The sequence below is a fragment of the Kitasatospora sp. NPDC087861 genome (assembly GCF_044742585.1).
GTDB lineage: Bacteria > Actinomycetota > Actinomycetes > Streptomycetales > Streptomycetaceae > Kitasatospora.
The window spans coordinates 24,260-49,725 of sequence record NZ_JBIUUS010000001.1; the positions used below are offsets into that span (position 1 = coordinate 24,260).

The window sequence follows — 25,466 nt, forward strand, 5'->3', positions numbered from 1 at the left end:
AGCGGCGCCGATCACCGGAGCTGGGCGAGGTGCGGGGACACGAGCCGACGGACGGCCTCGCTCGACCGGCATGGAAGCGCCAGGATGCCGTCGAAGACGGCTTCACGAGCGTCGACTCGGCAGGGGAGCTCCGGGTGCCGTCGCCTTCCTCATGATCGCCTCATGAAGCCGCTGGCAGCCTGCGGGCATGGCAAAGATACGTACCGGCGTCATCGGCATGACCGCTGTCGGCGTGGCAACCACCGTGCTCGCGGTCTGCTGCATCCAGTCCGCCCAGGGAGCGACGGCAGCGGCCTCCGCGTCCGCAGCGCCTCGCGCCGTGGTGCGCGTCGACCAGGTCGGCTACACGCCCGGTGAGGCCAAACAGGCCTACCTCATGACCTCCGTCTCCGCGTCCACAGCGTCCTTCCGGGTGCGGGACGCCTCCGGAAAGGAAGCGCTGAGTGGCAAGGTCGGGGCCTCCACCGGCGGGTGGAACAGCACCTACAAGGCCGTTCACACCCTGGACCTGTCCCGTCTCACCGAGCCCGGTGACTACCGGGTGGAGGTGTCCGGGCCCGTGAGCGCGACCTCCTCGCAGTTCCACATCGCGCCTGCGGACGAACTGTTCGGCAAGCTCGTCCAGGACAACGTCCGCTTCTTCCAGGCCCAGCGCGACGGAGCCGACGTCGTTCCCACCGAGCTGCGACGCAAGCCCTCGCACCTGGCGGACCGCCAGGCCACCGTGTACGACACCCCGGCCTACGACGCGGACGAGAAGGTTCTGCTGGCGCCCCTCAAGCCGGTCGACGGCCCGGTCGACGTCTCCGGCGGCTGGAACGATGCCGGTGACTTCCTCAAGTTCACGCACACCGCCTCCTACTCCACCGCGAGTCTGCTGCTTGCACAGCGGACCGCGCCCGTCGGCGGGAAGGAGCTGGCTACCGAGAGCCGCCACGGGCTGGACTGGCTCGACAAGATGTGGGACGACGAGTCCCGCACCCTCTACGTGCAGGTCGGTCTCGGCAAGGGCGACACGGACGACGGCAGCGGCAAGATCCGCTCCGATCACGACATCTGGCGCCTGCCCGAGGCCGACGACGCCCTCCAGGTCAAGCCCGGCGACCCGAACTACCTGATCAAGCACCGGCCGGTCTTCCGTGCGGCACCCCCCGGCAAGCCGATCAGCCCCAACCTCGCCGGGCGCGTCGCCGCGACCTTCGCCCTGGCCGCCCAGCTGGACGCGGCGGACAACCCGGACCGGGCACACGCGGAGCTGGAGAAGGCCGCACACGTCTACGAACTCGCCAATACGGCACCCGGTGACCAGCTGGTCACCGCTTTCCCCCACGGGTTCTATCCCGAGGCGTCCTGGCAGGACGACATGGAATTCGGCGCCAGCGAGCTGGCCCTCGCCGGCCAGGCCCTCGGCGACAACCGGGCAGTCGGCTGGATCAAGCAAGCCGGCCACTGGGCCAAGCAGTACATCGACTCCGACACCAAGGGCACCCTGGGGCTTGGCGACGTCAGCGCACTCGCACACGCCGACCTCGCCAAGCTCCTCAACTACGGCACCCCGAGTGCGGAGGTGACCAGCAGTCAGCTTGTCGCCGACCTCAAGCGACAGCTCGACGACGGCAGCTCCCGTGCGGCCCGCGACCCGTTCCGAGCCGGCGCCGTCTACACCGACTTCGACTCCGTGCCCCACACCTTCGGTCTGGCCGCCACCGCCCAGCTGTACCACCGCGTGACCGGAGACTCCCGCTACGACGCCTTCGCCACCCAGCAGCGCAACTGGACGCTGGGCGCCAACGCCTGGGGTTCCTCCTTCGTCATCGGGGCAGGCACCACCTTCCCGCACTGCCCCGAGCACCAGGCCGCCAACCTCGCCGGTGACCTCGACGGCGAAGGTGACATCCTGCTGGGCGGTGTCGTCAACGGCCCCAACGCCGCTGCCAAGCTCAAGGATCTCAACTCCTTCCCCACCATGCGCAAGTGCCCGACGAACCAGGGCAACCCCTTCGCGGCTTTCGACGGACGCGGCAGCGGCTACCTGGACCACGTAGGAGCCTGGCAGACGGTCGAATCCGCAGACGACTTCACCGCCACAGCCCTGCTCGCCTTCACCCTCTCCGCCTCCACCCCCCAGAACGCCGAGGCCAACGCCAGGTGACGACCGCGCAGGGCGACGCCCTGACCGCTCTGGACGTCATGCTGGACCGGGGTGAGCTCCTCGTCCGGCAGCAGCTCCAGCGCGTGCGCCGCCGGCTGCTGCAGCCCGAGGTCAAGACCGACGCCTCGGAGTCCGTGCTCCCGCTGCCGGAGACACGGGACATGGTGTCCTCCCCGGTCCGAGGTCTTGTATCGACACCTGTCGGTACAGCGAGCTTGGCTTGCTGATTAGATGACTGTCAACATAGACATATGTCGAATTCAGAACCGGTCGTCCTCGGGCAGGACGATGCCGTGGTGTGCTGCTCGCCGATGGTCCGCGAGCCGCTGGGCGAGGAGGCGGCCGTCGACCTGGCGCGGATGTTCAAGGCGCTCTCCGACCCGGTCCGTCTGCGGCTGCTGTCCCTGATCGCCTCGCACGAGGGCGGCGAGGCATGCGTCTGCGACCTGACGGGCCCGTTCGACGTCTCCCAGCCGACCATCTCCCACCACCTCAAGGTGCTGCGCGAGGCTGGCCTGGTCGGCTCCGAGCGGCGCGGCACCTGGGTTTACTACTGGGTGCTGCCCGCTGCCCTGGTCACGCTCTCCTCCCTGCTGCAGGCCCCGGCTGGCGCGGCTGCCGGGGGTGCGGGATGACAGGGATGGCTTCGCTCGGCCGCCGGGCGGCAGTGGAGTTCGTTGGGACCGGTGCGCTGGTCGCGGTGGTGGTCGGCTCGGGCATCCAGGCCACCAAGTTGTCCCAGGACGTCGGTGTGCAGCTGCTGGCCAACTCCCTGGCCACGGTGTTCGGCCTCGGGGTGCTGATCGCCTTGCTCGGCCCGGTCTCCGGCGCGCACTTCAACCCGGTGGTCACCCTGGCCGCGTGGTGGACCGGCCGCCGCGGCGGAGAAGGGCCGAACCTGCGCGAGGCTGCCGCCTACGTCCCGGCGCAAATCGCCGGGGCGATCGGCGGGGCAGTGCTGGCGGATGCGATGTTCGCCGAGCCGCTCGTCGCCTGGTCGACCCACGACCGCTCCGCCCCGCACCTGTGGCTGGGCGAGGTGGTGGCGACCGCCGGGCTCATCCTGCTGATCTTCGGCCTGGCCCGGACCGGCCGCGAGCACTTCGCCCCGGTCGCGGTCGCCTCCTACATCGGCGCCGCCTACTGGTTCACGTCCTCGACCAGCTTCGCCAACCCGGCGGTGACCGTCGGCCGGGCGTTCACCGACACCTTCGCCGGCATCACCCCAGCCTCCGCTCCGGCCTTCGTCGCCGCCCAGCTCGTCGGCCTGGCCGTCGGCCTCGCCCTGGTCGTCGTGCTCTTCGGCCGCGCCGCGCCCGCCACCGAGGACGTCGTCCTCCCGCACGGCGAGCTTCACCCGGCCGCCTCCGGCCGCTGAACCCCCGCCCCGCACCTGCCCGAAGGAAGAGACCCGTGACTGCTCCCGCCGTCCCGTCCGTGCTGTTCGTCTGCGTGCACAACGCCGGCCGCTCCCAGATGGCCGCCGCCTTCCTCACCCGCCTCGGCGCAGACCGGGTCGAGGTCCGCTCGGCCGGCTCCGCCCCGGTCGACACCGTGAACCCGGCCGTGGTCGAGGCCATGGCCGAGGTCGGCATCGACATCTCCGCCGAAACCCCGAAGGTGCTGACCGTCGAGGCGGTGCAGGCGTCCGACGTGGTGATCACCATGGGCTGCGGCGACGCCTGCCCCTCCGTCCCCGGCAAGCGGTACCTGGACTGGAAGCTGGACGACCCGGCTGGCCAGGGCGTCGACGCCGTCCGCCCGATCCGCGACGAGATCGAGGAGCGGATCCGCGGCCTGCTCGCCGACCTTGGCGTCGAGGCCGCCGCATGAGCCCCGCCGTGCGCATCGGCACCATGGTGCCCGAGCACGCTGATCAGGTCTTGGCGATCTATCAGCTCGGCATCGACGAGGGCAACGCGACCTTCGAGACCACCGCCCCGACGTGGACCGCCTTCGACGCGGCCAAGCTCCCGGACCACCGCCTGGTTGCCCTCGACGCTGACGGCCGCGTCCTCGGCTGGGCCGCCGCCGTCGCCGTCTCCGACCGGTGCGCGTACGCGGGCGTCGTCGAGCACTCCGTCTACGTCCACCCGGACGCACAGGGCCGAGGCGTCGGCGCCGCCCTCCTGGACACCCTGATCGCCTCGACCGAGACGGCAGGCATCTGGACCATCCAGTCCGGCATCTTCCCCGAGAACACAGCGAGCCTCGCCCTCCACGCTCGCGCTGGCTTCCGCGTCATCGGCACCCGCGAACGGATCGGCAAACACCGCGGCACCTGGCGCGACGTCACCCTCGTCGAACGCCGCAGCCCCACTGTGTCCTGAATCACCCGGTGGCGTCGGCGGAGCCACCCGCTCTGCCGACGCTTCCTCAGTAGGCGTTGCCGGCGGTCGGGGAGGGGCGGAGCGGTTGCTGCACTTTCGTGTTTGCAGAAACGTCAGAGGCCCTATCGGATCTCTCCGATAGGGCCTCTGACCTGGGTCGGGGTGGCGGGATTTGAACCCACGGCCTCTTCGTCCCGAACGAAGCGCGCTACCAAGCTGCGCCACACCCCGGTCCTGCGGTTTGTTGCTCTGTCTCCGTCGCAACGAGTAGAACTCTACCGGACGCTCGCCGAGACACGAAATCCGGTTCCCGGCGGGCGTCCGGTGCAGGTCAGCGGGGGGCCGGGGTGAGGGTGAGGAGGGTGGCCTCGGGGGGGCAGGCGAAGCGGACGGGGGTGTAGCGGTTGGTGCCGCAGCCGGCGGAGACGTGGAGGTAGGAGCGGCGGCCGCCGGCCTGGTGGGTGGAGAGGCCCTTGACCCGTCGGGTGTCGAGGTCGCAGTTGGTGACCAGGGCGCCGTAGAAGGGGATGCAGAGCTGGCCGCCGTGGGTGTGGCCGGCCAGGATCAGCGGGTAGCGGTCGGCGGTGAAGGCGTCGAGGACACGCAGGTAGGGGGCGTGGACGACGGCGAGGGAGAGGTCGGCGTCGGCGGAGGGGCCGCCGACGACCTCGGAGTAGCGGTCGCGGCGGATGTGCGGGTCGTCGAGGCCGGTGAATTCGAGGTCGAGGCCGCCGATGGTGAGCCGGCCGCGGGTGTTGGTGAGGTCGAGCCAGCCGGCCGCGTCGAAGCCGTCGCGGAGCTTCTCCCACGGGTTGTGGACGGCGCCGGTGATGCCGCGGCGGCCGGTGCCGTCGGCGTTGTTCAGGCCGTGGGAGCCGCTGCGCATCGCCTGGAGGTAGCGGGCCGGGTTCTTGCGGGCCGGGCCGTAGTAGTCGTTGGACCCGAAGACGTAGACGCCGGGGAAGTCCATGAGCGGACCGAGCGCGTCGAGGGCGGCGGGGACGCCGAGCGGGTCGGAGAGGTTGTCGCCGGTGTTGACGACGAGGTCGGGGCGCAGGCCGGCGAGGCTCTGCAACCAGCGCTGCTTCTTGCCCTGCCCGCTCACCATGTGGATGTCGGAGACCTGCAGTACCCGGATGGGCCGGGCACCGTGGGGCAGGACGGGGACCTCGACCCGGCGGAGCCGGAAGGAACGGACCTCGTACCCGACGGAGTAGGCGAGGCAGGCGGCGCCGGCGGCGGCGAAGCCGAGGGGAACGGAGTACAGCGGTCGCATCGGTCCATGCTCTCAGACGGGGGATCAGCTGGTGAACGTCCGGTGGCCGGGTGCGGATACGGCGGACTACTCCGCTCCGGGGTGGTCTTCGGCGCGCCGGGCCCGCAGGGCCTGGACCTTGTGCCGGTTGCCGCAGCGTTCCATGGAGCACCAGCGCCGCCGCCCGGGCCGCGAGGTGTCGACGAAGATCAGCCGGCAGTCGTGCGCGCCGCACTCGCGCACCCGGTCCGCGTACGGGCCGGTGAGCAGGGCGATGGCGTCGCGGGCGAGGGTGGAGGCGATCTGGTGGCCGTCGGCGGGCAGCGGGGCGGTGGCGGTGCCGTCGGGGGCGATCCGGGGGACGATCGGCGGGTGTGCGGCGGCCTGGTTGAGGACGGCGTAGTCCGCGGCGGTGCCGGGGCGGCCGTGGGCACGGTCGGCGGCGAGCCGCCAGAGCGCGTCGCGCAGGGTGCGGGTGGCGGTGAGCTGGGCGGGGTCGATGCGGACGGCGTCGGCGGGCAGCCGCAGCCGGGAGCGGGGTAGCCAGCGGGCGAGGTCGGACGGCTGGTGCAGAACCTCGTAGCGGGCGTAGGGGCCGAGGCCGCCGGTGGTGAGCAGTTCGAGGCAGAGGGCGCCGGGGTCGAAGTGGAAGCCGGCGCCTTGGGGGGTGGTCAGGGTCAGCCCGGCGGCGGCGCCTCGGTCTCCGTCCATCATGTAACCAGGATAAGAGGTTACTGCGGCGGGGAGAGCCCGGCGGACCCTCGGGAGGATCCCGCAGACCGCTTAGACCGACCGCCCACCATGTGCCGGTCGGTCTTAATGGCAAGCGACCGAACGCCGCAGGTGAAAGACTCGGGGCCATGACGACGCTCAAGGCGCAGCTGCAGGAGGACCTCACGGCTGCCATCAGGAACCGGGACGAGTTGCGCTCGTCCACCATCCGGCTCACGCTGGCTGCCGTCACCAGCGAGGAGGTGGCGGGCAAGGCGAAGCGCGAGCTGTCCGACGCCGACGTGCTGAAGGTGATCGCCCGCGAGGCGAAGAAGCGCCGGGAGGCCGCCGAGGCGTTCGACACCGCGGGCCGGACCGACCAGGCGGCCCGGGAGCGGGCGGAGGGCGAGGTGCTGGCGGAGTACCTGCCCAAGCAGCTCTCCGACGACGAGCTGACCGCGATCGTGGCGGCCGCCGTAGCCGAGAGCGGGGCGACCGGCCCGCAGGCGATGGGCGCCGTGATGAAGCTGGTGAAGCCGAAGGTGGACGGCCTGGCGGAGGGCGGCCGGGTCGCCGCCGCGGTGAAGGCGGCGCTGACGGGCTGAGCCACCCACCAGGGCCGCACCCGCCAGGGCCGCACCCGCGAAGGTACCGACGAAGGTTCGCCCGCCGGGGGCACAGAGCCCGACCCGCAAAGCCCGAAGGGGCGCCCCCGAGATCACTCTCGGGGGCGCCCCTTCAGCGTGCCGTGCCGGAGGCCGCTCAGCCGTTGTTACCGCCGTGCTTGCCGCCGTTGCCGTTCCCGCCGTTGCCGTTGCCGCCGATGATGCCCGGCGGGAAGGTGAACCCGCCACCGATCATCCCGCCGGCGTTGTTGGCGCCCCCGGCGGGGTTGCCTCCGGGGTTGCCGCCCTGGGCCGGCGGCGGGTTCCCGCCCTGGGCCGGCGGCGGGTTGCCGCCGGGCTGCTGGGCGTTCGGGTCGGCCGGTGGGGTGGCCCCGGCGTTGGGGTCGGTCTTGACCGGGTCCGGGATGTTGACGGTCTGGAGCTGCTCCTTGGCCGTGCCCTTGAGCGCCTGGTTCATCGCCATCTGCCAGATCGGGCCGGGGCCGTCGGCGCCGAACACCTCACTGAAGTAGTGGCCGCCGATGGTGATGTTCTTCATCTTCACGCCGCCGGCCGGGCCGCCGAGCCAGACCGAGGTGGCGAGGGACGGGGTGTAGCCGCTGAACCAGGCGGCCTTCTTCTCGTCGGTGGTACCGGTCTTACCGGCGATCTGCCGACCGTCGTCCAGGGTGAGGGAGGCCGCGGTGCCCTTCTCGGTCACGTTGAGGAGGACGGTGTTGAGGTTGTCCGCGGTGTTCTCGGAGAAGGCCTGGCTGCAGGTGGACTGCGGGACGGCGACGTCCTTGCCGTCGACCGTGCTGATCTTGTTGATCGCGATCGGGGTGCAGTACTTGCCGCGGGCCGCGAAGGTCGCGTAGACGTTCGCCATGGTCAGCGGGCTGAGCTCCATGGTGCCCAGGACCATCGAGGGGACCTCCTGGAAGGCGTCGCCCTTGGCGGACTGGGTGATGCCCAGCTTGTTGGCCATCTGCTTCATCGAGCAGAGGCCGACCTGCTGCTCCATCTGCACGAAGTAGGTGTTGACCGAGCGGGCCATCGCCTCCTTGAGCTCGTACGGGCCGACCTCGCTGTCCTGCTCGTTCTTGACCGTGGCCTTCGGCTTGTCGGTGTTCTTCCAGGTGCCCGAGCAGGTGGACATCTGCGGGTAGTCGATCTTGTTCTGGGAGGGGAACGCCTGGGTGGCCGACATGCCCGACTCCAGGGCCGCCGCGGCCAGGATCGGCTTGAAGGTCGAACCGGTCTGGAAGCCGTTGCCGCCGCCCATCGAGGCGTCGACGTTCAGGTTGACGACGGTCTGGTTCTTGTTCGGGTCCAGGCCGTACGGGCGGGTCTGGGCCATCGCCAGGATCTTGCCGCTGCCGGGTTCCATCATGGTCGCGGCGGCCGACACCGAGTCGGTCACGTTGACCTTCTTGGTGACGGCGTTCTGGGCGGCGGCCTGCTTGTCCGGGTCCAGCGTGGTGTAGATGTTCAGACCGCCGGTGTCCCACAGCTTCTTGCGGTCGGCGGCGTTCTTGCCGAACGCCGGGTCCTGCTTGACCACGTGGCGCACGTAGTCGCAGAAGAAGCCCATGCCGGCCTGGGCGGTGATGCAGCCGTTCTGCGGGTCCTTGAACTTCAGGCCCAGCGGGGCGGCCTTCGCCTCCTTGGCCTGGTCCGCGGTGATGTGCTTGTTCTCGACCATCTTGTCGATCACGACGTTGCGGCGCTTGACCGTGTTCTCGGGGTAGCGCACCGGGTCGAAGGACGACGGGTTCTGCACCATGCCGGCCAGGGTGGCGGCCTCGGCGATGGTCAGGTCCTTGTTGCTCTTGCTGAAGTAGCGCTGGGAGGCGGCCTCGACCCCGTAGGCCTGGTGGCCGTAGAAGGTGATGTTGAGGTAGTTGGTGAGGATCTGGTCCTTCGACAGATCCTCCTCCAGCTTGATCGCGACCTTGAGCTCCTGGATCTTGCGGCCCAGGGTCTTGCGCTGCGCCTCCAGTACCGCGGCCTGGTCGTCGCCGGCCTTCTCGACGTTGACGTTCTTCACGTACTGCTGGGTCAGCGTCGAGGCGCCCTGCGAGGCGGTGCCGCTCTCGGCGTTCTTGCCGATCGCGCGGAGCACGCCCTTGAGGTCGACGGCGCCGTGCTCGTAGAAGCGGGCGTCCTCGATGTCGACCTGGGCCTGCCGCATGTACGTGGACATCTGGTCGGCGGTCAGGACGGTGCGGTCGCGCTCGTAGACCTTGGCGATCAGGCCGCCCTTGGCGTCGAAGATCTGCGTCGCCTGGGTGAGCGGCGGGGTCTTGAAGTCGTCGGAGATGTTGGCAAAGCTCTCCGCCGTGTCCTTGGCGGTCAGCCCGATGGCGCCGACGGCGGGCAGGGCGAGGCCTGCCAGCAGGACTCCGGAGAGCACGCTGACGCCCAGGAACTTCACTCCGTGTCCCGCGAAGTCCAGCGGTGACTCGCGGCGTTTGCCGCGCGGAGCTCCGGTGTTGCCTGGGGGCTGGGGTGCCTGGGGGCGCTTCGGTGCCATGGGGAGAACCCTACGTCGCCGAATCCCGCACATAGGGGCAGGTGTTCGCCTACGCTTGTCACAAGCTTGCGACAGCTTCGGTGCGTCAACACTATTCACTCTTGTGAGTGCGGAGACTTGCCCGAATTGCCCATCCTTGGGCGGTTATTGAGGCAGCTGTGGCCTGCTGTACCCGTGTGAACCGTAGCGCTCAGTGATGACGTGCGTGGCGAGAGTTGCTGCCGCGCGCTTGGCAAGGCTTGCGACCTGCGATCACTCCAACGAGTGAGCTGACCGGTACCCATAGTCCAATCGGGTCATTCGAGATTGAGCCCGGAGGGGCTGTTGCAAGCTGCCGTTCTTCCGTAACGTCCTCAACTGGCAACGGTGAGTATGCCGTTGCCGCCGTGGGGGAGCCTCGATACGGGAGAGGACGGCGCCGGGATGGGCTGGGTTGACGACTGGAGTGCGCAGGCCGCCTGCCGCACGAGTGATCCGGACGAGTTGTTCGTCCAGGGGGCGGCGCAGAACCGCGCCAAGGCGGTGTGCAGCGGGTGCCCCGTTCGCACGGAATGTCTGGCAGACGCACTGGACAACCGGGTCGAGTTCGGGGTCTGGGGCGGGATGACGGAGCGCGAGCGCCGGGCGCTGCTGCGCCGCCGCCCGACGGTCATGTCGTGGCGGAGACTGCTGGAGACGGCCCGCACCGAGTACGAGGAGTCCCTCGCCACCGGTGTGATACTGACGGACTACGCCCAGGCGGGCTGAGCACGACGGCGCCGGGCATACCGGCGCTGAGCACGACAGCGCTGGGCATACCGGCGCTGAGCACGACGGCGCCGGGCATACCGGCGCTGAGCACATCGGCGACGAACATGGCGGCGCCGAGCACACCGGCGACGGGCACACCTGTGCTGGGGGCACAGGCGCACCCGCGCCGGATACGTCGGTGCCGGGCGTCCGGCGCGGGTCGGCGCCTACGCGGCGCCGCTGAGCCGGTCCCCGATGGCCCGCAGCCCGTCCAGGTCGTGCACGTCGCCAGGCAGCGCGGCGACCTCCACGATCGGCACGTCCGGGTACACCGACACGAAGCGGTCCCGGGTGCGGCGCTCCCGCCCCATGATCTGCATCCGCTCGGCGTGCAGCCGCAGCAACCCGGCCGCGAGCAGTTCGGCCTCGGGCGAGGCGTGCTCCGAGCCGTTCTCCTCCAGCGCCTCGGCGGCCGCCAGCGCCCGTTCCGCGGTGAGCTGCGGCGCGCCCGAGCCGTGCACCCGGTTGAGCACCAGCCCGGCCAGCGGCATCCGGTCCGCGGCGAGCCGGTCGACGAAGTACGCCGCCTCGCGCAGCGCGTCCCGCTCCGGCGCGGCCACCACCAGGAACGCCGTGCCCGGCGCCTTGAGCAGCTGGTACGTGCGGTCGGCGCGCTCGCGGAAGCCGCCGAACATCGAGTCCATCGCGCTGACGAAGGTCTGCACGTCGGTGAGCAGCTGGGCGCCGAAGATCTTGCCCAGGGTGCCGGTGAGCAGGCCCATCCCGGCGTTGAGGAACCGCATCGCGCTGCGGCCGCCGACCTTGGCCGGGGCGGTCAGGATCCGGATCACCCGGCCGTCGAGGAAGGACCCGAGCCGGTTGGGTGCGTCCAGGAAGTCCAGCGCCGAGCGGGACGGCGGGGTGTCGACGACGATCAGGTCCCACTCCTCGGCGGCGCGCAGCTGCCCGAGCTTCTCCATCGCCATGTACTCCTGCGTGCCCGCGAAGCCGGCCGACAGGGACTGGTAGAACGGGTTCTCCATGATCGCCTTGGCCCGTTCGGGTTCGGCGTGGGCGAGCACGACCTCGTCGAAGGTCCGCTTCATGTCGAGCATCATGGCCTGCAGCTCGCCGTCGCCGGTGACCCCCTTGACGACCCGGGGGGTGTTGTCCAGCTCGGTCAGGCCCATCGACTGGGCGAGCCGCCGGGCCGGGTCGATGGTCAGCACCACGACCTTGCGGCCGCGTTCGGCGGCCCGCAGGCCGATCGCCGCGGCGGTGGTGGTCTTGCCGACGCCGCCGGAGCCGCAGCAGACGATGATCCTGGTCTTCGGGTCGTCGATCAGCTCGTCGACGGCGAGTCGGCTGCCGGTGGAGCGTACGCCGTTGCCGCCGTGGCCGTTGCCGTGGTGGCCGCCGCTGCCGCCGTGGCCGCTGGTCCGGCCGGCCCCGCCGCTGCCGCCGCTGGTTCCGCTGCTGGTCACGCCGCCCCCTGCCGTTTCAGTTCGCCCGCCAGCCGGTACAGCCCGCCGAGGTCCACGCCCTCGCCCAGCAGCGGAAGTTCGTAGGTGGGGAGCCGCAGCTGCTGCAGATCGGCGCGCTGCTCACGCTCCAGCTCGACCCGCTCGGCGTGTTCCCGGGCCTGCGCCAGCAGCGGGTCGAGCAGCGGCTCCACCGCCGCCCGGACGGTCTCCGTCTTGCGCGAGCGCCCGCCGAGCCCGGCCTCGCCGAGGGCCAGGGCGACCTCTTCGCGGTGGTCCCCGTCCACTGCGGCCACCGCCGCGGCGTCCAGCACCGGCGGCCGGACCATGTTGACCATCACCCCGCCCACCGGGAGCCTGGCCTCGCGCAGCTCGGCGAAGCCGTCGACCGTCTCCTGCACCGGCATCTCCTCCAGCAGGGTGACCAGGTGCACCGCGGTCTCCGGCGACTTCAGCACCCGCATCACGGCCTGCGCCTGCGTGTGTATCGGCCCGATCCGGGCCAGCCCGGCGACCTCGGCGTTCACGTTCAGGAACCGGGTGAGCCGTCCGGTCGGTGGCGCGTCCATCACGACCGCGTCGTAGCGGCGGCGGCCGTCCGGGCCCTTGCGCCGGGCCGCCTCGCAGGCCTTGCCGGTGAGCAGGACGTCCCGTACGCCGGGCGCGATGGTGGTCGCGAAGTCGACGAAGCCGACCTTCTGCAGCGCCTTGCCGGCCCGGCCGAGCTTGTAGAACATCTCCAGGTACTCGAGCAGCGCGAGCTCGGTGTCGATGGCCAGCGCGAACACTTCGCCGCCGCCACCGCCGCCCCCCTCGTCGGGCGGCAGGCCCAGCTGGGCGCGGGAGACCGAGGCGATCCGGCGCTCCTCGTACGGGAGGGCGGCGATGCCGAACAGTTCGGCGATGCCCTGCCGCCCCTCGACCTCGATGAGCAGGACCCGCCCGCCGTCGGCGGCGAGTGCCAGCGCCAGCGCGGCGGCCAGCGTGGTCTTCCCGGTGCCGCCCTTGCCGCTGACCACGTGCAGCCGGACGCCCTCCCAGTCGGGGTCGCGCCGGGCCGCCTGGCCGGGGGTGCGTGCCACGCTCCGTCTCCGTCCGTCTCGTGGGCCGGGGGCCGCTCCGTCGGCCGGCCCGATCTCCGGTGCCCTCTCGCGAGGGTAACCAGGGAGCGCGCCGGATGCCCGGAGCACCAGGGGGGCCGGGCCTGAATCATGCCCCCTTTGTGGGCCACCTCACACGCCGGTCCGTGGGCGGCGCCGATCGCCGCGGCGGCTCGTCTAGAGTCTGGCCATGACCAAGTGGGAATACATGACGGCGCCTCTGCTCGTGCACGCCACCAAGCAGATCCTGGACAACTTCGGCGAGGACGGCTGGGAGCTCGTCCAGGTCGTGCCGGGCCCGAACCCGGAGCAGCTGGTGGCCTACTTCAAGCGGGAGAAGAACGCATGAGCAAGGTCGAGGTGAAGCTCGCGGACCTGGGTCTGACCCTGCCGCCGGTGGCCGCCCCGGTCGCCGCGTACGTGCCGGCCCTGCGCGCGGGCGAGTTCGTGTTCACCTCCGGCCAGCTGCCGGTCGTCGGCGGCAAGCTGCCGAGCACCGGCAAGGTCGGCGCCGAGGTGTCCCCGGAGGAGGCCAAGGAGCTCGCGCAGACCTGCGCGCTGAACGCGCTGGCCGCGATCAAGTCGGTGATCGGCGACCTGGACCAGATCGAGCGGGTCGTGAAGGTCGTCGGCTTCGTCGCCTCGGCCCCCGACTTCACCGGCCAGCCGGGCGTGATCAACGGCGCCAGCGAGCTGCTCGGCAAGGTGCTGGGCGAGGCCGGCGTGCACGCCCGCAGCGCGGTCGGCGTCGCGGTGCTGCCGCTGGACGCCCCGGTCGAGGTCGAGCTGCAGGTGCGGGTCAAGACCAACTGACCGTGATCGCGAAAGGCGGGGTTGGGCCTGTCCAACCCCGCCTTCGTGCGCTTAGCATCCGGGCATGGACCATCGAGCGACGACGCTCCCGATGCCGCCCGGTTGGCCCGCCCGGATCCGGGCGGTCGACTCCGGCGCGCTGACCCCGGCGGTGCCCAGGCCCGCCGCGACGGTCGTGCTGCTGCGCGACGCGGCCGACGGGCCGCAGGCGTACCTGCTGCGCCGGCGCACCTCGATGGCCTTCGCGGCCGGCATGTACGCCTACCCGGGCGGCGGGGTGGATCCGCGCGACGCCGAGGTGGAGACGGGCTGGGCCGGGCCGACGCCCGAGGAGTGGGCGCGGCGGCTCGGGGTGGACGCCCGGACGGCGCGGGCGGTGGTCTGCGCGGCCGTCCGCGAGACCTTCGAGGAGGCCGGGGTCCTGCTGGCCGGGCCGGACGCGGACAGCGTCGCCGCGCCGCGCGACTGGAGCGCCGAGCGGGCCGCGCTGGAGGCGCACGAGCTGTCCTTCGCCGAGTTCCTCCGCGACCACGGCCTGGTGCTGCGCAGCGACCTGCTGGGCGGCTGGGCCCGCTGGGTCACCCCGGAGTTCGAGGAGCGCCGCTACGACACCTGGTTCTTCGTCGCCGCGCTGCCGACCGGGCAGCGCGCGGCCCTGGAGGTCGGCGAGGCCGACCGGGTGGCCTGGCTGACGCCCTCCGAGGCCGTCCGGGGCCACCAGGAGGGCCGGTTCGGGATGCTGCCGCCGACCGTGACGGTGCTGCGCGAGCTGTCGCCGGTGCACACCGCCGCCGAGGCCCTGGCCGCGGCCGCCGGGCGGTCGCTGGCGCCGGTGCTGGGCCGGGCCGAGGTCCGGGGGGACCGGATGACGGTCCGCTGGCCCGGGTACGACGAACTGACCATCGACGGGGACTTCCCCGAGGACGCCTGACCGCACGGCAACGGCGAACGCCACCACCGCGGAGCACCGGTGACGCCGAACAGAACCGACATCGAGCACCAACGACGCGGAACACCGACAATGCACCACCGACGCCGAACAGAGCCGCCGAACAGAAAGGACCGACGCCCGATGACCCACAACGACGTGGCTCGCCGGACGGCACCCGCGCTGCCCGCCCGCCGCCTGATCCCCCGCACCCCGGCCTGCGAGGGCCCGGTCCCGTTCGTCGAGGCGACCCGGCGGTCCCTCGTCCGGCCGCTGCCGCCGAGGGCCCTGTACCGCGACGGCGAGGGCAGCCGGTGAGCGGACTCCTGCCGGGCGACCCCGCCGCCGCCATCGACGGCGAGGCCACCCCTCGGGCGCTGTGCGTGCTGGCGCCGAACCCGTCGCCGATGACGCTGGACGGCACCAACACCTGGCTGCTCTCCGAGCCCGGCTCGGACCTCGCCGTGGTGATCGACCCGGGCCCGCTGCACGAGGGCCACCTGCGCCGGGTGGTCGACCTCGCGGAGCAGCAGGGCAAGCGCGTCGCGCTGACCCTGCTCACCCACGGCCACGCCGACCACTCCGAGGGCGCGGCCCGCTTCGCCGAACTCACCGGCACCGAGGTGCGCGCCCTGGACCCGGCGCACCGGCTGGGCTCCGAGGGCCTGGTCAACGGCCAGCGGCTGGACGTCGGCGGCCTCGACCTGCGGGTGGTCGCCACCCCCGGCCACACCTCGGACTCGCTGACCTTCCACCTGCCCGCCGACGGCGCGATCCTCACCGGCGACACCGTCCTCGGCCGCGGCACCACGATGGTCGCCCACCCCGACGGCCGGCTCGGCGACTACCTGGACTCGCTGCGCCACCTGCACACGATGGCCTCCGCGCACGGCGTGCGGACGGTACTGCCCGGCCACGGCCCGGTGCTCGCGGACGCGCTCGGCGCCGTCGACTACTACCTCGCCCACCGGGCCACCCGGCTCGCGCAGGTGGAGACCGCGGTCGAGGCCGGCTGCCGGACCGCGGAGGAGGTGGTGGCCCGGGTCTACGCCGACGTCGACCGGACGCTCTGGCCGGCCGCCGAGCTCTCGGTCCGGGCGCAGCTGGAGTACCTGGAGGAACACGGGCTGATCCCGGGCCTCGACTGACCGGGGTGCAAGCCCCGTGCAACCCGGGGAGAACGCCGAAGGGCCCGTCCGCTCGGACGGGCCCTTCGGCGTGGACGGGGCGGTGTCAGCGCGAGCGGCGCGACAGCCGCTCGACGTCCATCAGCACCACCGCGCGCGCCTCCAGCTTCAGCCAGCCGCGGCCGGCGAAGTCGGCGAGCGCCTTGTTGACCGTCTCGCGGGAGGCGCCGACCAGCTGGGCCAGTTCCTCCTGGGTGAGGTCGTGGGCGACGTGGATGCCCTCCTCGGACTGCACGCCGAAGCGGCGGGAGAGGTCCAGCAGGGCCTTGGCGACGCGACCGGGCACGTCGGAGAAGACCAGGTCGGACATCACGTCGTTGGTCCGGCGCAGACGGCGGGCGATGGCCCGCAGCAGCGCGATGGAGACCTCGGGGCGGGCGTGCAGCCAGGGCTGCAGGTCGCCGTGGCCCAGACCGAGCAGCTTGACCTCGGTCAGCGCGCTGGCGGTCGCGGTGCGCGGGCCCGGGTCGAACAGCGACAGTTCGCCGATCATCTCGCTGGGGCCGAGGACGGCGAGCATGTTCTCGCGTCCGTCCGGCGAGGCGCGGTGCAGCTTGACCTTGCCCTCGGCGACGACGTACAGCCGGTCGCCCGGGTCGCCCTCGTGGAACAGCGACTCACCACGTGCGAGGGTCACCTCGGTCATGGAAGCGCGCAGCTCGCCGGCCTGTTCGTCGTCGAGTGCCGCGAAGAGTGCGGCGCGCCGCAGAACGTCGTCCACGTGCTTCCTCCTTCTCGGCCGTCCGGCGGGTGGGCCGTCCGGCGCAAGTTCCGTACCGTGCTCTGCATCACCAAGCATGGCGCATGTCGCTCCGATCATATGAGGAGGGGGTGCGCCGAGGTGTGCTGCGCGGGGCCATTCGTACTGGCGGATCACCGGCCGGGGCGCCGCGGGGGAGGCACCGGATCGAACGCCTGCGCGAATGGCTCGAACAGTGAATCGCCCACCGCCGTGCGGGCGTAGAGGACACTGTGGCCCGCGCGGTGGGCACTGGTCAGGCCCGCCGCGCGCAGGGCGGTCAGGTGCTGCGAGACGCCGGCGGCGGACAGGCCGGTGCGGCGGGCCAGCTCGGTGGTCGAGGCCGGGGAGTCCAGTTCGGCCAGCAGCCGGGCCCGGGACCGGCCGAGGACGGTGGCCAGCGCGTCCGGCGCCCCGCCCGGGCGGGGCGCCCAGAGGGTGGCCGCGCCGCGCGCCGGGTAGCTCAGCTGCGGCGGGTCCGGCGGCAGCACCCGGGTCAGCACCTGCGGCCAGGCGAAGGCGGAGGGCAGGAGCAGCAGCCCGGCCCCGGCGGTCAGCCGGGTGACCGCGCAGTGCCGTCGCTCCAGGCGCAGCGCGGTGCCGTCCCAGCGGACCGTCTCGTGCAGGTCGTCCAGCATCCGCGCGGTGCCGTGCTCGGCGGCCTGCCGGGAGCGGTGGAACACGTCCGCCTCCAGCAGGGCGCGGATCCGGGCCCAGTACGGGGCGAGCGAGAGTTGCCAGTACGCCTCGATCTCGGCGGCGAGCCGGGGCAGCTGCCCGGCCGGGTCGCGGTACAGGGACTCCAGGACGGGCGGCAGGCGGCCGCCGGCCTCGGCGGCGAGGATGTCGAGGTCGGCCCGGACCTGCCCGGCGCCGGTGGCGGTGATCGCGGCCAGCTCGTCGGCGAGGGCGGGGGCGAAGCCCGTCGGCGCGGGGTTGAGGAAGTCGGGCAGGTGGCCGGTGGGCGGGACCATGACGGCCAGCCGGCTGCGGTCCAGCCCGGTGGCGGCCGGCCGGGCGCGGACCTGGTCGGCCCAGCGGCGGTGCAGCGCGGGGACGGGGGAGTGGGCGAGGGCGCGGAGGCTGGTCACCACCTCCTGCATGGGGGAGACGGCGAACCGGGTCAGCGCCAGGTCGTTCGCGGAGAAGTGCAGTGCCGTCCGCATGCCGGGCCCCTCCCAGAAGATTCGGGCTCAGCTTAATCAGTGGTGGCCGCTGCGGGACGGGCCGCACGATGCGGGGGAACCGAGGCAGCACCCGACGGCACGGAAGACGGTGACCCCGCATGTCCCCCACCCCCACCTCCACCCCCACCCTGCGCGAGCGGGCGCTGCGGCTGCGGGAGCTCGTCGCGGACGGCCCGCTCGTCCTGCCCAACGCCTGGGACGCGGGCAGCGCCGCCGTCATCGCCTCGGCCGGCGCCCGGGCGATCGCCACCACCAGCGGCGGCGTCTCCTGGTCGCTCGGCCGCGGCGACGGCCACCGGCTGGAGCGGGCCCAGGCCGTCGAGGCGGCCCGCCGGATCGTCGCGGCCGTGGACGTGCCGGTCACCGTCGACGCCGAGGGCGGCTACGGGCCGCTGCCCGCCGACGTGGCCGCGACCGTGGCGGCGCTGGTCGAGGCCGGCGCCGTCGGCGTCAACCTGGAGGACTCGGCGGCCGTCGGCGGCCCGCTGTTCCCGGTGGCCGAGCAGGCCGACCGGCTGCGGGCGGCCCGGGCGGCGGCGGCCGGGGCCGGCCTGCCCGAGCTGGTGATCAACGCCCGTACGGACGTGTTCCTGTTCGGGCTGGGCGGGCTCGACGACGTCCTGACCCGGGTCGAGGCCTACGCCGGGGCGGGTGCCGACGGCCTGTTCGTCCCCGGGCTGCTCGACCTCGACGCCCTCGCCGAGCTGTGCCGGCGCTCCCCGCTGCCGGTGAACGCCATGGCCGTCGCGGGCGGGCCGACCGTCGCCGAACTCGCCGGCGCGGGGGTGCGGCGAGTCAGCGTCGGCACCGGCCTCGCCCAGCTCGCGTACACCGCGGCCCGCCGCGCCGCGGCCGAACTGCTCGGGCCCGGGACGCTGGCGGAGCTGGACGGCGCGCTCGGCTTCGGCGAGCTCAACGGGCTGTACGGGGGCTGACCGCGTTCCCGGGGGGCTGACCTGGGTCAGCCGGGTCAGCCGGGTCGGCCGGGTCAGCCGGGTCGGCCGGGTCAGCCGGTGAAGCCCAGCTCGCCGAGGGTCTTCTCGATCCGGGCGTGGTGCGCGGCCTCCCAGTCGTCCAGCGTCTCGGCGGCCTCCTTGGCCAGCTTGGCGCGGGCCGCCGCCAGGGCCTCCGCGCGCCGGGCCGCGGGCACCACCACGACCCCCTCCTCGTCGGCCACCACGATGTCGCCGGCCGCCACCGACACGCCGCCGCAGCGCACCTGGGCGCCGTGCGTGCCGAGGGCCTGCTTGGCCCCCGGGATCGGGATCACGCCACGGGCGAACACCGGGAAGCCCAGCTCCCGGACCTCGCCCAGATCCCGGATCAGGCCGTCGGCCACGAAGGCCGCGACGCCCCGGCGCTGCGCGACGGCGCACACGTTGCCGCCGGCCAGCGCGTAGTCCAGGTCGCCCGACTCGACGACGATCACGGCGCCCGGCTCGGCCCGGTAGATCGCCGCGTGCAGCATCAGGTTGTCGCCGGGCGGGCACTGCACGGTGAACGCCGGGCCGGCCACCCGGGGCGCCCCCGGCCAGAGCGGACGGATGCCGATGTCCATCACCTGGGCGCGCCCGAGCACGTCGGCCAGCGTGGTGGTGGGGATGTCCTTGAAGTGCTGGTCCATGCTTCCTCGTTCTCCGAGTCATGTGCTTCGTGCGGCGGTGCGGCGTCAGGCCAGCGCCAGTTCCATGGCCTGCTCGGTGGTCTCGACGCCCCACTTGCGGGCCGGTCGGGAGACCGTGAGCCGGAAACCGGCCTGTTCGTAGAGGTGGTGGGCGGCGCCCAGGCCGGCGATGGTCCACAGCAGCACGCCGTGCGCCGCTCGCTCCCGCGCCTCGGCGAGGGCGGTGTCCAGGAGCCGGTGGCCCAGCCCCTGGCCCCGGACGGCCGGGTCGGCGATCACCCAGCGCAGCTGCCACCAGCCGGGCCGGTCCGCGACCCGGGTCAGCCCGGTCGCGCCGACCACCCGCCCGTCGAGCTCGGCCACCCAGAGCCGGCCGGGCGCGGCACCGCCCTCGGCGGCGCGGGCCAGCGCGAGTTCGGCCATGCCGAGGGCGACGTGGGCCTCCATCGTGGCGTCCATCCCGAACTCGCGGGCGTACAGCACCCCGTGCAGCGCGGCCACCGCTCCCAGGTCGCCCGGCCGGTCGGCCTCCCGGATCTCCACCGGCACGGCACCCGCCTCCTCCACCGCAGCAGTCTTCACTGAAACAGTCGTTTCAGTGAAGACTAGGGCGCATGCCTGACGCTGTCGACACCTCGCAGCCCTCCGCCCGCCGGACCGAGCTGCTCGCGGCCACCAGACGCTACCTGGCCGAGAACAGCCTCTCCGACCTCTCGCTGCGGCCGCTCGCCGAGTCGATCGGCAGCAGCCCCCGGGTGCTGCTCTACCTCTTCGGTTCCAAGGAGGGCCTGATCCGCGCCGTGCTCGCCGCCGGCCGCGAGGAGCAACTGGCCCTGCTGGCCCGCTGCGAGCAGGAGCCCGGCACCCCGCGCGAGACCCTCGACCGGCTCTGGGACTGGCTCACCGCCCCCGAACACCGAAGCGTCCTGAGGCTGTTCTTCGAGGGGTACGTCCGGGCCCTCGGCCCCGGACCGGACGGCCCCTGGCGCGGCTTCGCCGCCGCCTCGCTCGACGAGTGGCTGCCCCCGCTGCGCACCCTGATGGCCGACTCGCCCGTCGACCCCGCGCTCGCCCTGGCGGTGATCCGGGGTCTGCTGCTCGACCTGCTCGCCGACGATCGGAACGCGCCGCGGGTGGCCGCCGCCTGGCGGTCCTTCCTCGCCGGGGTCTGAGCCCGCGACCGCGTTCCGTCGGTTCGGCCGGACCCGCCGGTCAGGCGAAGAACTTCACCAGCTCCGGCGCCAGCACCTCGGCCGCCACCTCGTGGGTCTGGCCGGCCAGCGTCCGGTACTCGGCGCCCGGCACGGCCGCCGCGACCGCGCGCGCCGGCGCCCGCAGCGACTCCGGGCTGGCGCCGCCGTCGACGACGAGCGTCGGCACCGCGACCCGGCCCAGGACATCGCCCGGGACGGCCGCGCCGCCGTGCACACCGAGCGCTGCGGCGTCGTAGGGCAGGGTCGGCGCCACCGCCTCGAAGGCCGGCCACATCGGGGCCGCGCGCAGCCCGTCCAGCAGCTCCGCCGGCATGCTGGCGAAGGTCATGAGGGCCGCGACGGCGTCACCGCGCCGACCGTCCGCGAGCGCCGCGTCCAGCTCGGCCACGTACTGGGCGAACCGGGCGCGCTGCCCGTCCTCGGCGCTGAACGGCGGCTCGTAGACGGCGAGTCGGCTGATGCCGACGCCCTGCGCGGCGGCCCGCAGGGCGAGCGCGGCACCGGAGGACACCCCGAGGACGGCGGCCGAGCCGCCGGCGGCCGTGATGACGGCCGCCAGGTCCTCGATCTCGCGCTCCACCGCGAAGGGCGCGGTGTCGCCGCTGTCACCGCGGCCGCGCCGGTCGTAGGTCCAGACGGTGTGGTGCGCCGCGAGCTGCTCGGCCAGGGCGGGAGCCGGGCCGAAACCCCGGTGGCAGAGCGCGCCGTCCACGAGGACGACGGCCGGCCCGGAGCCGGCCACGGAGTAGGCGATGCTGGTGCCGTCGGCGGAGACAACGGTGTTCATGGGGTGGGTCCTTCGCTCGTACGGATCGGTCACAGGGGTAGACCGGCCGCCGCCGCGGAACTCATCGCTCCGGCCGAGGATTTCTTCCGCCGCGGGCAGGGGCGTGTTCCGGTGCCTCCGCCACTCTCGTCGGAGGCACCGGAACGGGGTCATGGTGGGATGCGCAGGAGGCCCGACGGCGGGCGGCGGGCCTCCCGGGTGCCCCCGGCCGGGCAACCGAACACGCCGCACGCGGTGCTCATCGGACAGCGGTGCTCATCGGACAACAGGCCGCCCGTCGCCCCGGCGGGCGCCGGTCGCACTGATCGGCCCCGAGGGGTCCGCCGGGCGGCGTAGCCTTCGTGCATGGCAGAGAGCAAGGCCCGGAAGGCGGCGGCGCCGAAGCCGGCCGTGAAGACGGCGGCGGTGAAGTCGAGGAAGCCGGAGTCGCAGCTGGCGATGGTGCGGCGGGCGCGGCGGATCAACCGCGAGTTGGCGGAGTTGTACCCGTACGCGCATCCGGAGCTGGACTTCGAGAACCCGTTCCAGCTGCTGGTGGCGACGGTGCTGTCGGCGCAGACGACGGACCTGCGGGTGAACCAGACGACGCCGGCGCTGTTCGCGAAGTACCCGACGCCGGAGGACATGGCGGCGGCGAACCCGGAGGAGCTGGAGGAGGTCATCCGCCCGACCGGGTTCTTCCGGAACAAGGCGAAGTCGTTGATCGGCCTCTCGATCGCCCTGCGCGACGAGTTCGGCGGCGAGGTCCCGGGCCGCCTCGACGACCTGGTGACGCTGCCGGGCGTGGGCCGCAAGACCGCCAACGTGGTTCTCGGCAACGCCTTCGGGGTGCCCGGGATCACCGTGGACACGCACTTCGGGCGGCTGGCCCGGCGGTTCGGCTGGACCGCCGAGGAGGACCCGGTGAAGGTCGAGGCGGCCGTCGCCGAGATCTTCCCGAAGTCGGAGTGGACGATGCTGTCGCACCGGGTGGTCTTCCACGGCCGCCGGATCTGCCACTCCCGCACCCCCGCCTGCGGTGCCTGCCCGATCGCGCCGCTCTGCCCGTCGTACGGGGAGGGCGAGACCGACCCGGAGAAGGCGCACAAGCTGCTCAAGTACGAGCTGGGCGGGCAGCCCGGACAGCGGCTGCGGCCGCCGGGGGACTTCCCGGGGGAGGCCGCCGCCCGGGCCGACGCCGCCGCGCACCAGGGGCGGGTCGCGGACCTGGCGGTGGGCGAGTGACGCGGCGGGCACCGGAGCCGTCGGCGGCCCCGGTGATCGAGCGGGACGGCCTGCCGGTCTGGCTGGACCCGGTGCGGGACGCCGCCGAGCGGGTGCTGCCGGAGCAGCTGAGCCGCTTCCTGCCGCCGGTGGAGGGCGGCCGGGCGGCGGCGGTGCTGATGCTGTTCGGCGAGGGCCCGGACGGGCCGGACCTGCTGCTGATCGAGCGGGCCCGTTCGCTGCGCTCGCACGCCGGGCAGCCGTCCTTCCCGGGCGGCGCGCTGGATCCGGAGGACGGTGATCCGGACGGTCCGGGCCCGATCGCGGCGGCGCTGCGCGAGGCCTGGGAGGAGACCGGGCTGGACCCGGCCGGGGTGCAGGTGTTCGCGGCGCTGCCCGCGCTGTACATCCCGGTCAGCCGGTTCGTGGTGACCCCGGTGCTGGGCTGGTGGCGCGAGGAGTCGCCGGTGCGGCCGGTGGACCAGGGCGAGACCGGCGCGGTGTTCCGGGTGTCGATCGCGGACCTGGTCGACCCGGCGAACCGGGTCCGGCTGCGGCACCCGTCCGGACACGTGGGGCCGGCCTTCGCGGTGGCCGGGCGGCTGGTCTGGGGGTTCACGGCCGGGGTGATCGACCGGGTGCTGCACCACAGCGGACTGGAGCTGCCCTGGGACCCGTCCCGGATCGTCGACCTCTCGGACGAGGCGCTGGCCCTGGTGCAGGGCGACCTCGACCACTCCCGGGCGCTGCTGGGCGGCGACGCCGGTACCTCGTGAGGGCCCGTCCGCGCGGCCGGGTCGAGGGCCGTGGGAGGGTATCGGGGTGAACGTCCTGGATGTGCTGCTGATCGCCGCTGCCGTGGGATTCGCCGTGTCGGGTTACCGGCAGGGCTTTGTGGTGGGTGTCCTGTCCCTGGTCGGCTTCCTGGGCGGTGGCCTGCTGGCCGTCCAGCTGCTGCCGTTGCTGCTCGACCACCTCAGCCCGGGCACCACCGCCTCGGTGGTGGCCGTGGTGGTGGTGATCGTGTGTGCCGCGATCGGCCAGGCGATCACCGCGCACTTCGGCTGGAAGCTCCGCGGCCACATCGACCGCCGCCCGGCGCGGGTGCTGGACGCGACCGGCGGGGCGGCCGTGAACGTGGTCTCGATGCTGCTGGTGGCCTGGCTGATCGGCTCGGCGCTGGCCGGGGCGTCGCTGCCGACGGTGTCCAAGCAGGTCCGCTCCTCGGCGATCCTCGGCGGCGTGCAGAACGCGCTGCCCGACGACGCGCCGAACTGGTTCTCGGACTTCTCCAAGGTGCTCGCCCGCAACGGCTTCCCGCAGGTCTTCAACCCCTTCGAGCACGAGCCGATCACTCAGGTCGACACCCCCGACCCGGCGCTGGCCGGCAGCCCGGCGGTGGCGCGGGCCAAGCAGAGCCTGGTCAAGGTGGTCGGCACCGCCACCTCCTGCGGCAAGACCCTGGAGGGCAGCGGCTTCGTCTTCGCCCCGCACCGGGTGATGACCAACGCCCACGTGGTCGGCGGGGTCGACGAGCCCACCGTGCAGATCGGCGGGGCCGGGCAGCTGTACGACGCGACGGTGGTCCGCTACGACTGGCAGCGCGACATCGCCGTCCTGGACGTGCCCAAGCTGAACGCGCCGGCGCTGGCCTTCGCCGGCGAGGCGAAGACCAACGACAGCGCGATCGTGGCGGGCTTCCCGGAGAACGGCGCCTTCAACGTCCAGCCGGCCCGTATCCGCGGCCGGATCCAGGCCAACGGCCCGGACATCTACCACCGCGGCCAGGTGGTCCGCGACGTCTACTCGGTCCGCTCGCTGGTCCGCCAGGGCAACAGCGGCGGCCCGCTGCTCACCCCGGACGGCCAGGTCTTCGGCGTGGTGTTCGCCAAGTCGCTGGACAGCGCCGACACCGGGTACGTGCTGACCGCGGCCGAGGTGCGGGACGACGCGGAGAAGGGCAGCACCGCGAACACCCGGGTGGACACCCAGGGCTGCGCGCTCTGACCGGGCCCGGCGGCGGTCCGACGCGCCGGGTCCTACCATCCGATATCCGTCGCACCGTCAGTCCGCCCTGGTAGCCTCTGCCGCGCTCACCCGTTCGGCTCAACCGGGCGCCGTCCCGGAGTGAGTCTTACGGGAGGTCGTGGTAGTCCGATGATGGGTCACTCGCACGCGGTCAGTGGGGCGATGCTGTACGCCGCCTCGGCGCCGTTCCTGCCCCCGCTGCTGCTGCACACCACGCTGCAGCCGGCGGACATACTGATGGGCACGGTGCTGTGCGCGGGTGCGGCCCTGCTGCCGGACCTCGACCACCACGACGGCTCGATCGCCAACTTCCTCGGCCCGCTCTCCAAGGCGCTCTGCCGCTTCGTGGCCTGGGCCTCCGGCGGTCACCGGCACGCCACCCACTCGCTGCTGTTCGTCGCGCTGATGGGCGCCGGCACCTGGGCGGGCGTCACCTTCCTGGGCCGCAACTTCACCCTCGCACTGACCTTCTTCCTGCTCGCGCTCGCGATCCGGGCGCTGCGGCTCTGCCCGCCGGGCGACGGCCCGGAGGCCTGGATCACCATCATCGGGCTGTCCGCGCTCGGCACCTTCGGGATGAACACCTGGATGCCGAGCTCGCCGGGCTGGCTGCCGTACGCGGTGGCGCTGGGCACCCTGGCGCACCTGCTGGGCGACTGCCTGACCAAGAAGGGCGCGCCGCTGCTCTGGCCGCACAGGGAGCGCTACGAGGTGGTGCTGATCAAGCGCAGCGGGAACAGCGTCGAGACGAAGGTGCTGGTGCCGATCATGTCGGTGGCGACCTTCGTCCTGCTCTGGTTCACCGCGCTGTCGCCGACGATCGTGAACTGACCCGCCGGGAACCGGCCGGGTGACGC

At 72.9% G+C, this 25,466-nt stretch carries 29 protein-coding genes and 1 tRNA gene; 19 read left to right on the top strand and 11 right to left on the bottom strand.

Annotated elements, in window-relative coordinates:
* The first annotated feature begins 187 nt into the window (after positions 1-187).
* The 6 genes from ACIOJE_RS00120 to ACIOJE_RS00145 are packed head-to-tail and all read left to right on the top strand — an operon-like array spanning position 188 to position 4,482.
* Entirely contained in the window at positions 188-2,152 is a 1,965-nt protein-coding gene (locus tag ACIOJE_RS00120; RefSeq protein ID WP_400772310.1) for a glycoside hydrolase family 9 protein, read from the top strand.
* A complete protein-coding gene (locus tag ACIOJE_RS00125; protein WP_400772312.1) occupies positions 2,149-2,379 on the top strand; it encodes a hypothetical protein in 231 nt (76 codons plus the stop codon). Before ACIOJE_RS00120 ends, ACIOJE_RS00125 begins: the two co-directional genes overlap by 4 nt.
* Before the next feature lie 24 nt (positions 2,380-2,403).
* Entirely contained in the window at positions 2,404-2,787 is a 384-nt protein-coding gene (locus tag ACIOJE_RS00130; protein ID WP_400772315.1) for an ArsR/SmtB family transcription factor, read from the top strand.
* Positions 2,784-3,530: an MIP/aquaporin family protein gene (locus ACIOJE_RS00135; protein WP_280673451.1), complete on the top strand. Its 747-nt coding sequence runs from the start codon at positions 2,784-2,786 to the stop codon at positions 3,528-3,530. The genes ACIOJE_RS00130 and ACIOJE_RS00135 overlap by 4 nt, the downstream gene beginning before the upstream one ends.
* 35 nt (positions 3,531-3,565) lie before the next feature.
* Positions 3,566-3,985, top strand: coding sequence for an arsenate reductase ArsC (locus ACIOJE_RS00140; protein ID WP_280673449.1), 420 nt, complete (start codon positions 3,566-3,568; stop codon positions 3,983-3,985).
* Positions 3,982-4,482 carry a GNAT family N-acetyltransferase gene (locus ACIOJE_RS00145; protein ID WP_400772318.1) on the top strand — a complete coding sequence of 167 codons (501 nt, stop codon included), beginning with the start codon at positions 3,982-3,984 and terminating at the stop codon, positions 4,480-4,482. The genes ACIOJE_RS00140 and ACIOJE_RS00145 overlap by 4 nt, the downstream gene beginning before the upstream one ends.
* 157 nt (positions 4,483-4,639) lie before the next feature.
* Here ACIOJE_RS00145 and ACIOJE_RS00150 read toward each other — a convergent pair.
* The 3 genes from ACIOJE_RS00150 to ACIOJE_RS00160 form a co-directional block, all read right to left on the bottom strand.
* Positions 4,640-4,713, bottom strand: a tRNA-Pro gene (locus ACIOJE_RS00150).
* A 100-nt stretch (positions 4,714-4,813) separates the two neighbouring features.
* Complete coding sequence (locus ACIOJE_RS00155) at positions 4,814-5,758, bottom strand: metallophosphoesterase (protein ID WP_400772321.1); 945 nt, start codon at positions 5,756-5,758, stop codon at positions 4,814-4,816.
* A gap of 66 nt (positions 5,759-5,824) precedes the next feature.
* Positions 5,825-6,451 (bottom strand): CGNR zinc finger domain-containing protein, encoded by a 627-nt coding sequence (locus ACIOJE_RS00160; protein ID WP_400772323.1) that lies wholly within the window; start codon positions 6,449-6,451, stop codon positions 5,825-5,827.
* Positions 6,452-6,597: 146 nt separating this feature from the next.
* On the opposite strand from ACIOJE_RS00160, the gene ACIOJE_RS00165 reads away from it, so the two are divergent.
* Positions 6,598-7,053, top strand: a complete 456-nt coding sequence (locus tag ACIOJE_RS00165; protein ID WP_280673441.1) for a GatB/YqeY domain-containing protein — start codon at positions 6,598-6,600, stop codon at positions 7,051-7,053.
* Positions 7,054-7,210: 157 nt separating this feature from the next.
* Here ACIOJE_RS00165 and ACIOJE_RS00170 read toward each other — a convergent pair whose 3' ends face one another.
* Positions 7,211-9,589: a transglycosylase domain-containing protein gene (locus ACIOJE_RS00170; protein WP_400772326.1), complete on the bottom strand. Its 2,379-nt coding sequence runs from the start codon at positions 9,587-9,589 to the stop codon at positions 7,211-7,213.
* A 423-nt stretch (positions 9,590-10,012) separates the two neighbouring features.
* On the opposite strand from ACIOJE_RS00170, the gene ACIOJE_RS00175 reads away from it, so the two are divergent.
* Complete coding sequence (locus ACIOJE_RS00175) at positions 10,013-10,336, top strand: WhiB family transcriptional regulator (protein ID WP_033333275.1); 324 nt, start codon at positions 10,013-10,015, stop codon at positions 10,334-10,336.
* Between the two features lie 209 nt (positions 10,337-10,545).
* On the opposite strand, the gene ACIOJE_RS00180 is transcribed toward ACIOJE_RS00175, so the two are convergent.
* Complete coding sequence (locus tag ACIOJE_RS00180; protein WP_400772328.1) at positions 10,546-11,802, bottom strand: ArsA family ATPase; 1,257 nt, start codon at positions 11,800-11,802, stop codon at positions 10,546-10,548.
* A complete protein-coding gene (locus ACIOJE_RS00185) occupies positions 11,799-12,881 on the bottom strand; it encodes an ArsA-related P-loop ATPase (protein WP_400772331.1) in 1,083 nt (360 codons plus the stop codon). The genes ACIOJE_RS00180 and ACIOJE_RS00185 overlap by 4 nt, the downstream gene beginning before the upstream one ends.
* Before the next feature lie 208 nt (positions 12,882-13,089).
* Here ACIOJE_RS00185 and ACIOJE_RS00190 point away from each other — a divergent pair, with 208 nt between their 5' ends.
* From ACIOJE_RS00190 to ACIOJE_RS00210, 5 genes are all read left to right on the top strand, one after another.
* Positions 13,090-13,248 carry a DUF4177 domain-containing protein gene (locus tag ACIOJE_RS00190; protein WP_094743074.1) on the top strand — a complete coding sequence of 53 codons (159 nt, stop codon included), beginning with the start codon at positions 13,090-13,092 and terminating at the stop codon, positions 13,246-13,248.
* On the top strand, positions 13,245-13,712 hold the full coding sequence (locus tag ACIOJE_RS00195; RefSeq protein ID WP_280673430.1) for a RidA family protein: 468 nt from the start codon (positions 13,245-13,247) through the stop codon (positions 13,710-13,712). The genes ACIOJE_RS00190 and ACIOJE_RS00195 overlap by 4 nt, the downstream gene beginning before the upstream one ends.
* Positions 13,713-13,776: 64 nt before the next feature.
* Entirely contained in the window at positions 13,777-14,643 is an 867-nt protein-coding gene (locus ACIOJE_RS00200) for an NUDIX hydrolase (protein WP_400772333.1), read from the top strand.
* Positions 14,644-14,784: 141 nt separating this feature from the next.
* Positions 14,785-14,958 (top strand): hypothetical protein, encoded by a 174-nt coding sequence (locus ACIOJE_RS00205; RefSeq protein ID WP_280673424.1) that lies wholly within the window; start codon positions 14,785-14,787, stop codon positions 14,956-14,958.
* Positions 14,955-15,788: an MBL fold metallo-hydrolase gene (locus ACIOJE_RS00210; protein ID WP_280673422.1), complete on the top strand. Its 834-nt coding sequence runs from the start codon at positions 14,955-14,957 to the stop codon at positions 15,786-15,788. Before ACIOJE_RS00205 ends, ACIOJE_RS00210 begins: the two co-directional genes overlap by 4 nt.
* An 85-nt stretch (positions 15,789-15,873) precedes the next feature.
* Here the strand turns inward: ACIOJE_RS00210 and ACIOJE_RS00215 are convergent, their stop codons facing one another.
* Positions 15,874-16,548 (bottom strand): Crp/Fnr family transcriptional regulator, encoded by a 675-nt coding sequence (locus ACIOJE_RS00215; RefSeq protein ID WP_030240972.1) that lies wholly within the window; start codon positions 16,546-16,548, stop codon positions 15,874-15,876.
* A 152-nt stretch (positions 16,549-16,700) separates the two neighbouring features.
* A complete protein-coding gene (locus ACIOJE_RS00220; RefSeq protein ID WP_400772337.1) occupies positions 16,701-17,732 on the bottom strand; it encodes an ArsR/SmtB family transcription factor in 1,032 nt (343 codons plus the stop codon).
* Positions 17,733-17,851: 119 nt separating this feature from the next.
* Between ACIOJE_RS00220 and ACIOJE_RS00225 the strand changes: the two genes are divergently transcribed.
* Positions 17,852-18,688 carry an isocitrate lyase/phosphoenolpyruvate mutase family protein gene (locus ACIOJE_RS00225; protein ID WP_400772339.1) on the top strand — a complete coding sequence of 279 codons (837 nt, stop codon included), beginning with the start codon at positions 17,852-17,854 and terminating at the stop codon, positions 18,686-18,688.
* A gap of 71 nt (positions 18,689-18,759) precedes the next feature.
* Here ACIOJE_RS00225 and ACIOJE_RS00230 read toward each other — a convergent pair whose 3' ends face one another.
* Positions 18,760-19,377 (bottom strand): RraA family protein, encoded by a 618-nt coding sequence (locus ACIOJE_RS00230; RefSeq protein ID WP_400772342.1) that lies wholly within the window; start codon positions 19,375-19,377, stop codon positions 18,760-18,762.
* Positions 19,378-19,422: 45 nt separating this feature from the next.
* A complete protein-coding gene (locus ACIOJE_RS00235) occupies positions 19,423-19,959 on the bottom strand; it encodes a GNAT family N-acetyltransferase (RefSeq protein ID WP_280673413.1) in 537 nt (178 codons plus the stop codon).
* A gap of 32 nt (positions 19,960-19,991) precedes the next feature.
* Here ACIOJE_RS00235 and ACIOJE_RS00240 point away from each other — a divergent pair, with 32 nt between their 5' ends.
* A complete protein-coding gene (locus ACIOJE_RS00240; protein ID WP_280673411.1) occupies positions 19,992-20,549 on the top strand; it encodes a TetR/AcrR family transcriptional regulator in 558 nt (185 codons plus the stop codon).
* Positions 20,550-20,589: 40 nt separating this feature from the next.
* Here the strand turns inward: ACIOJE_RS00240 and ACIOJE_RS00245 are convergent, their stop codons facing one another.
* Positions 20,590-21,378: an alpha/beta fold hydrolase gene (locus ACIOJE_RS00245; RefSeq protein ID WP_400772345.1), complete on the bottom strand. Its 789-nt coding sequence runs from the start codon at positions 21,376-21,378 to the stop codon at positions 20,590-20,592.
* A 345-nt stretch (positions 21,379-21,723) separates the two neighbouring features.
* Between ACIOJE_RS00245 and nth the strand changes: the two genes are divergently transcribed.
* The 4 genes from nth to ACIOJE_RS00265 all read left to right on the top strand — a co-directional run bounded on the left by nth (position 21,724) and on the right by ACIOJE_RS00265 (position 25,440).
* The gene (nth, locus tag ACIOJE_RS00250; RefSeq protein WP_400772347.1) at positions 21,724-22,602 is read left to right on the top strand and encodes an endonuclease III; all 879 of its coding nucleotides are present in this window, start codon (positions 21,724-21,726) and stop codon (positions 22,600-22,602) included.
* Complete coding sequence (locus ACIOJE_RS00255; RefSeq protein WP_280673405.1) at positions 22,599-23,357, top strand: CoA pyrophosphatase; 759 nt, start codon at positions 22,599-22,601, stop codon at positions 23,355-23,357. The genes nth and ACIOJE_RS00255 overlap by 4 nt, the downstream gene beginning before the upstream one ends.
* A 46-nt stretch (positions 23,358-23,403) precedes the next feature.
* On the top strand, positions 23,404-24,588 hold the full coding sequence (locus ACIOJE_RS00260; RefSeq protein ID WP_400772350.1) for a MarP family serine protease: 1,185 nt from the start codon (positions 23,404-23,406) through the stop codon (positions 24,586-24,588).
* Between the two features lie 150 nt (positions 24,589-24,738).
* A complete protein-coding gene (locus tag ACIOJE_RS00265) occupies positions 24,739-25,440 on the top strand; it encodes a metal-dependent hydrolase (RefSeq protein ID WP_400772352.1) in 702 nt (233 codons plus the stop codon).
* Positions 25,441-25,466: the final 26 nt, after the last annotated feature.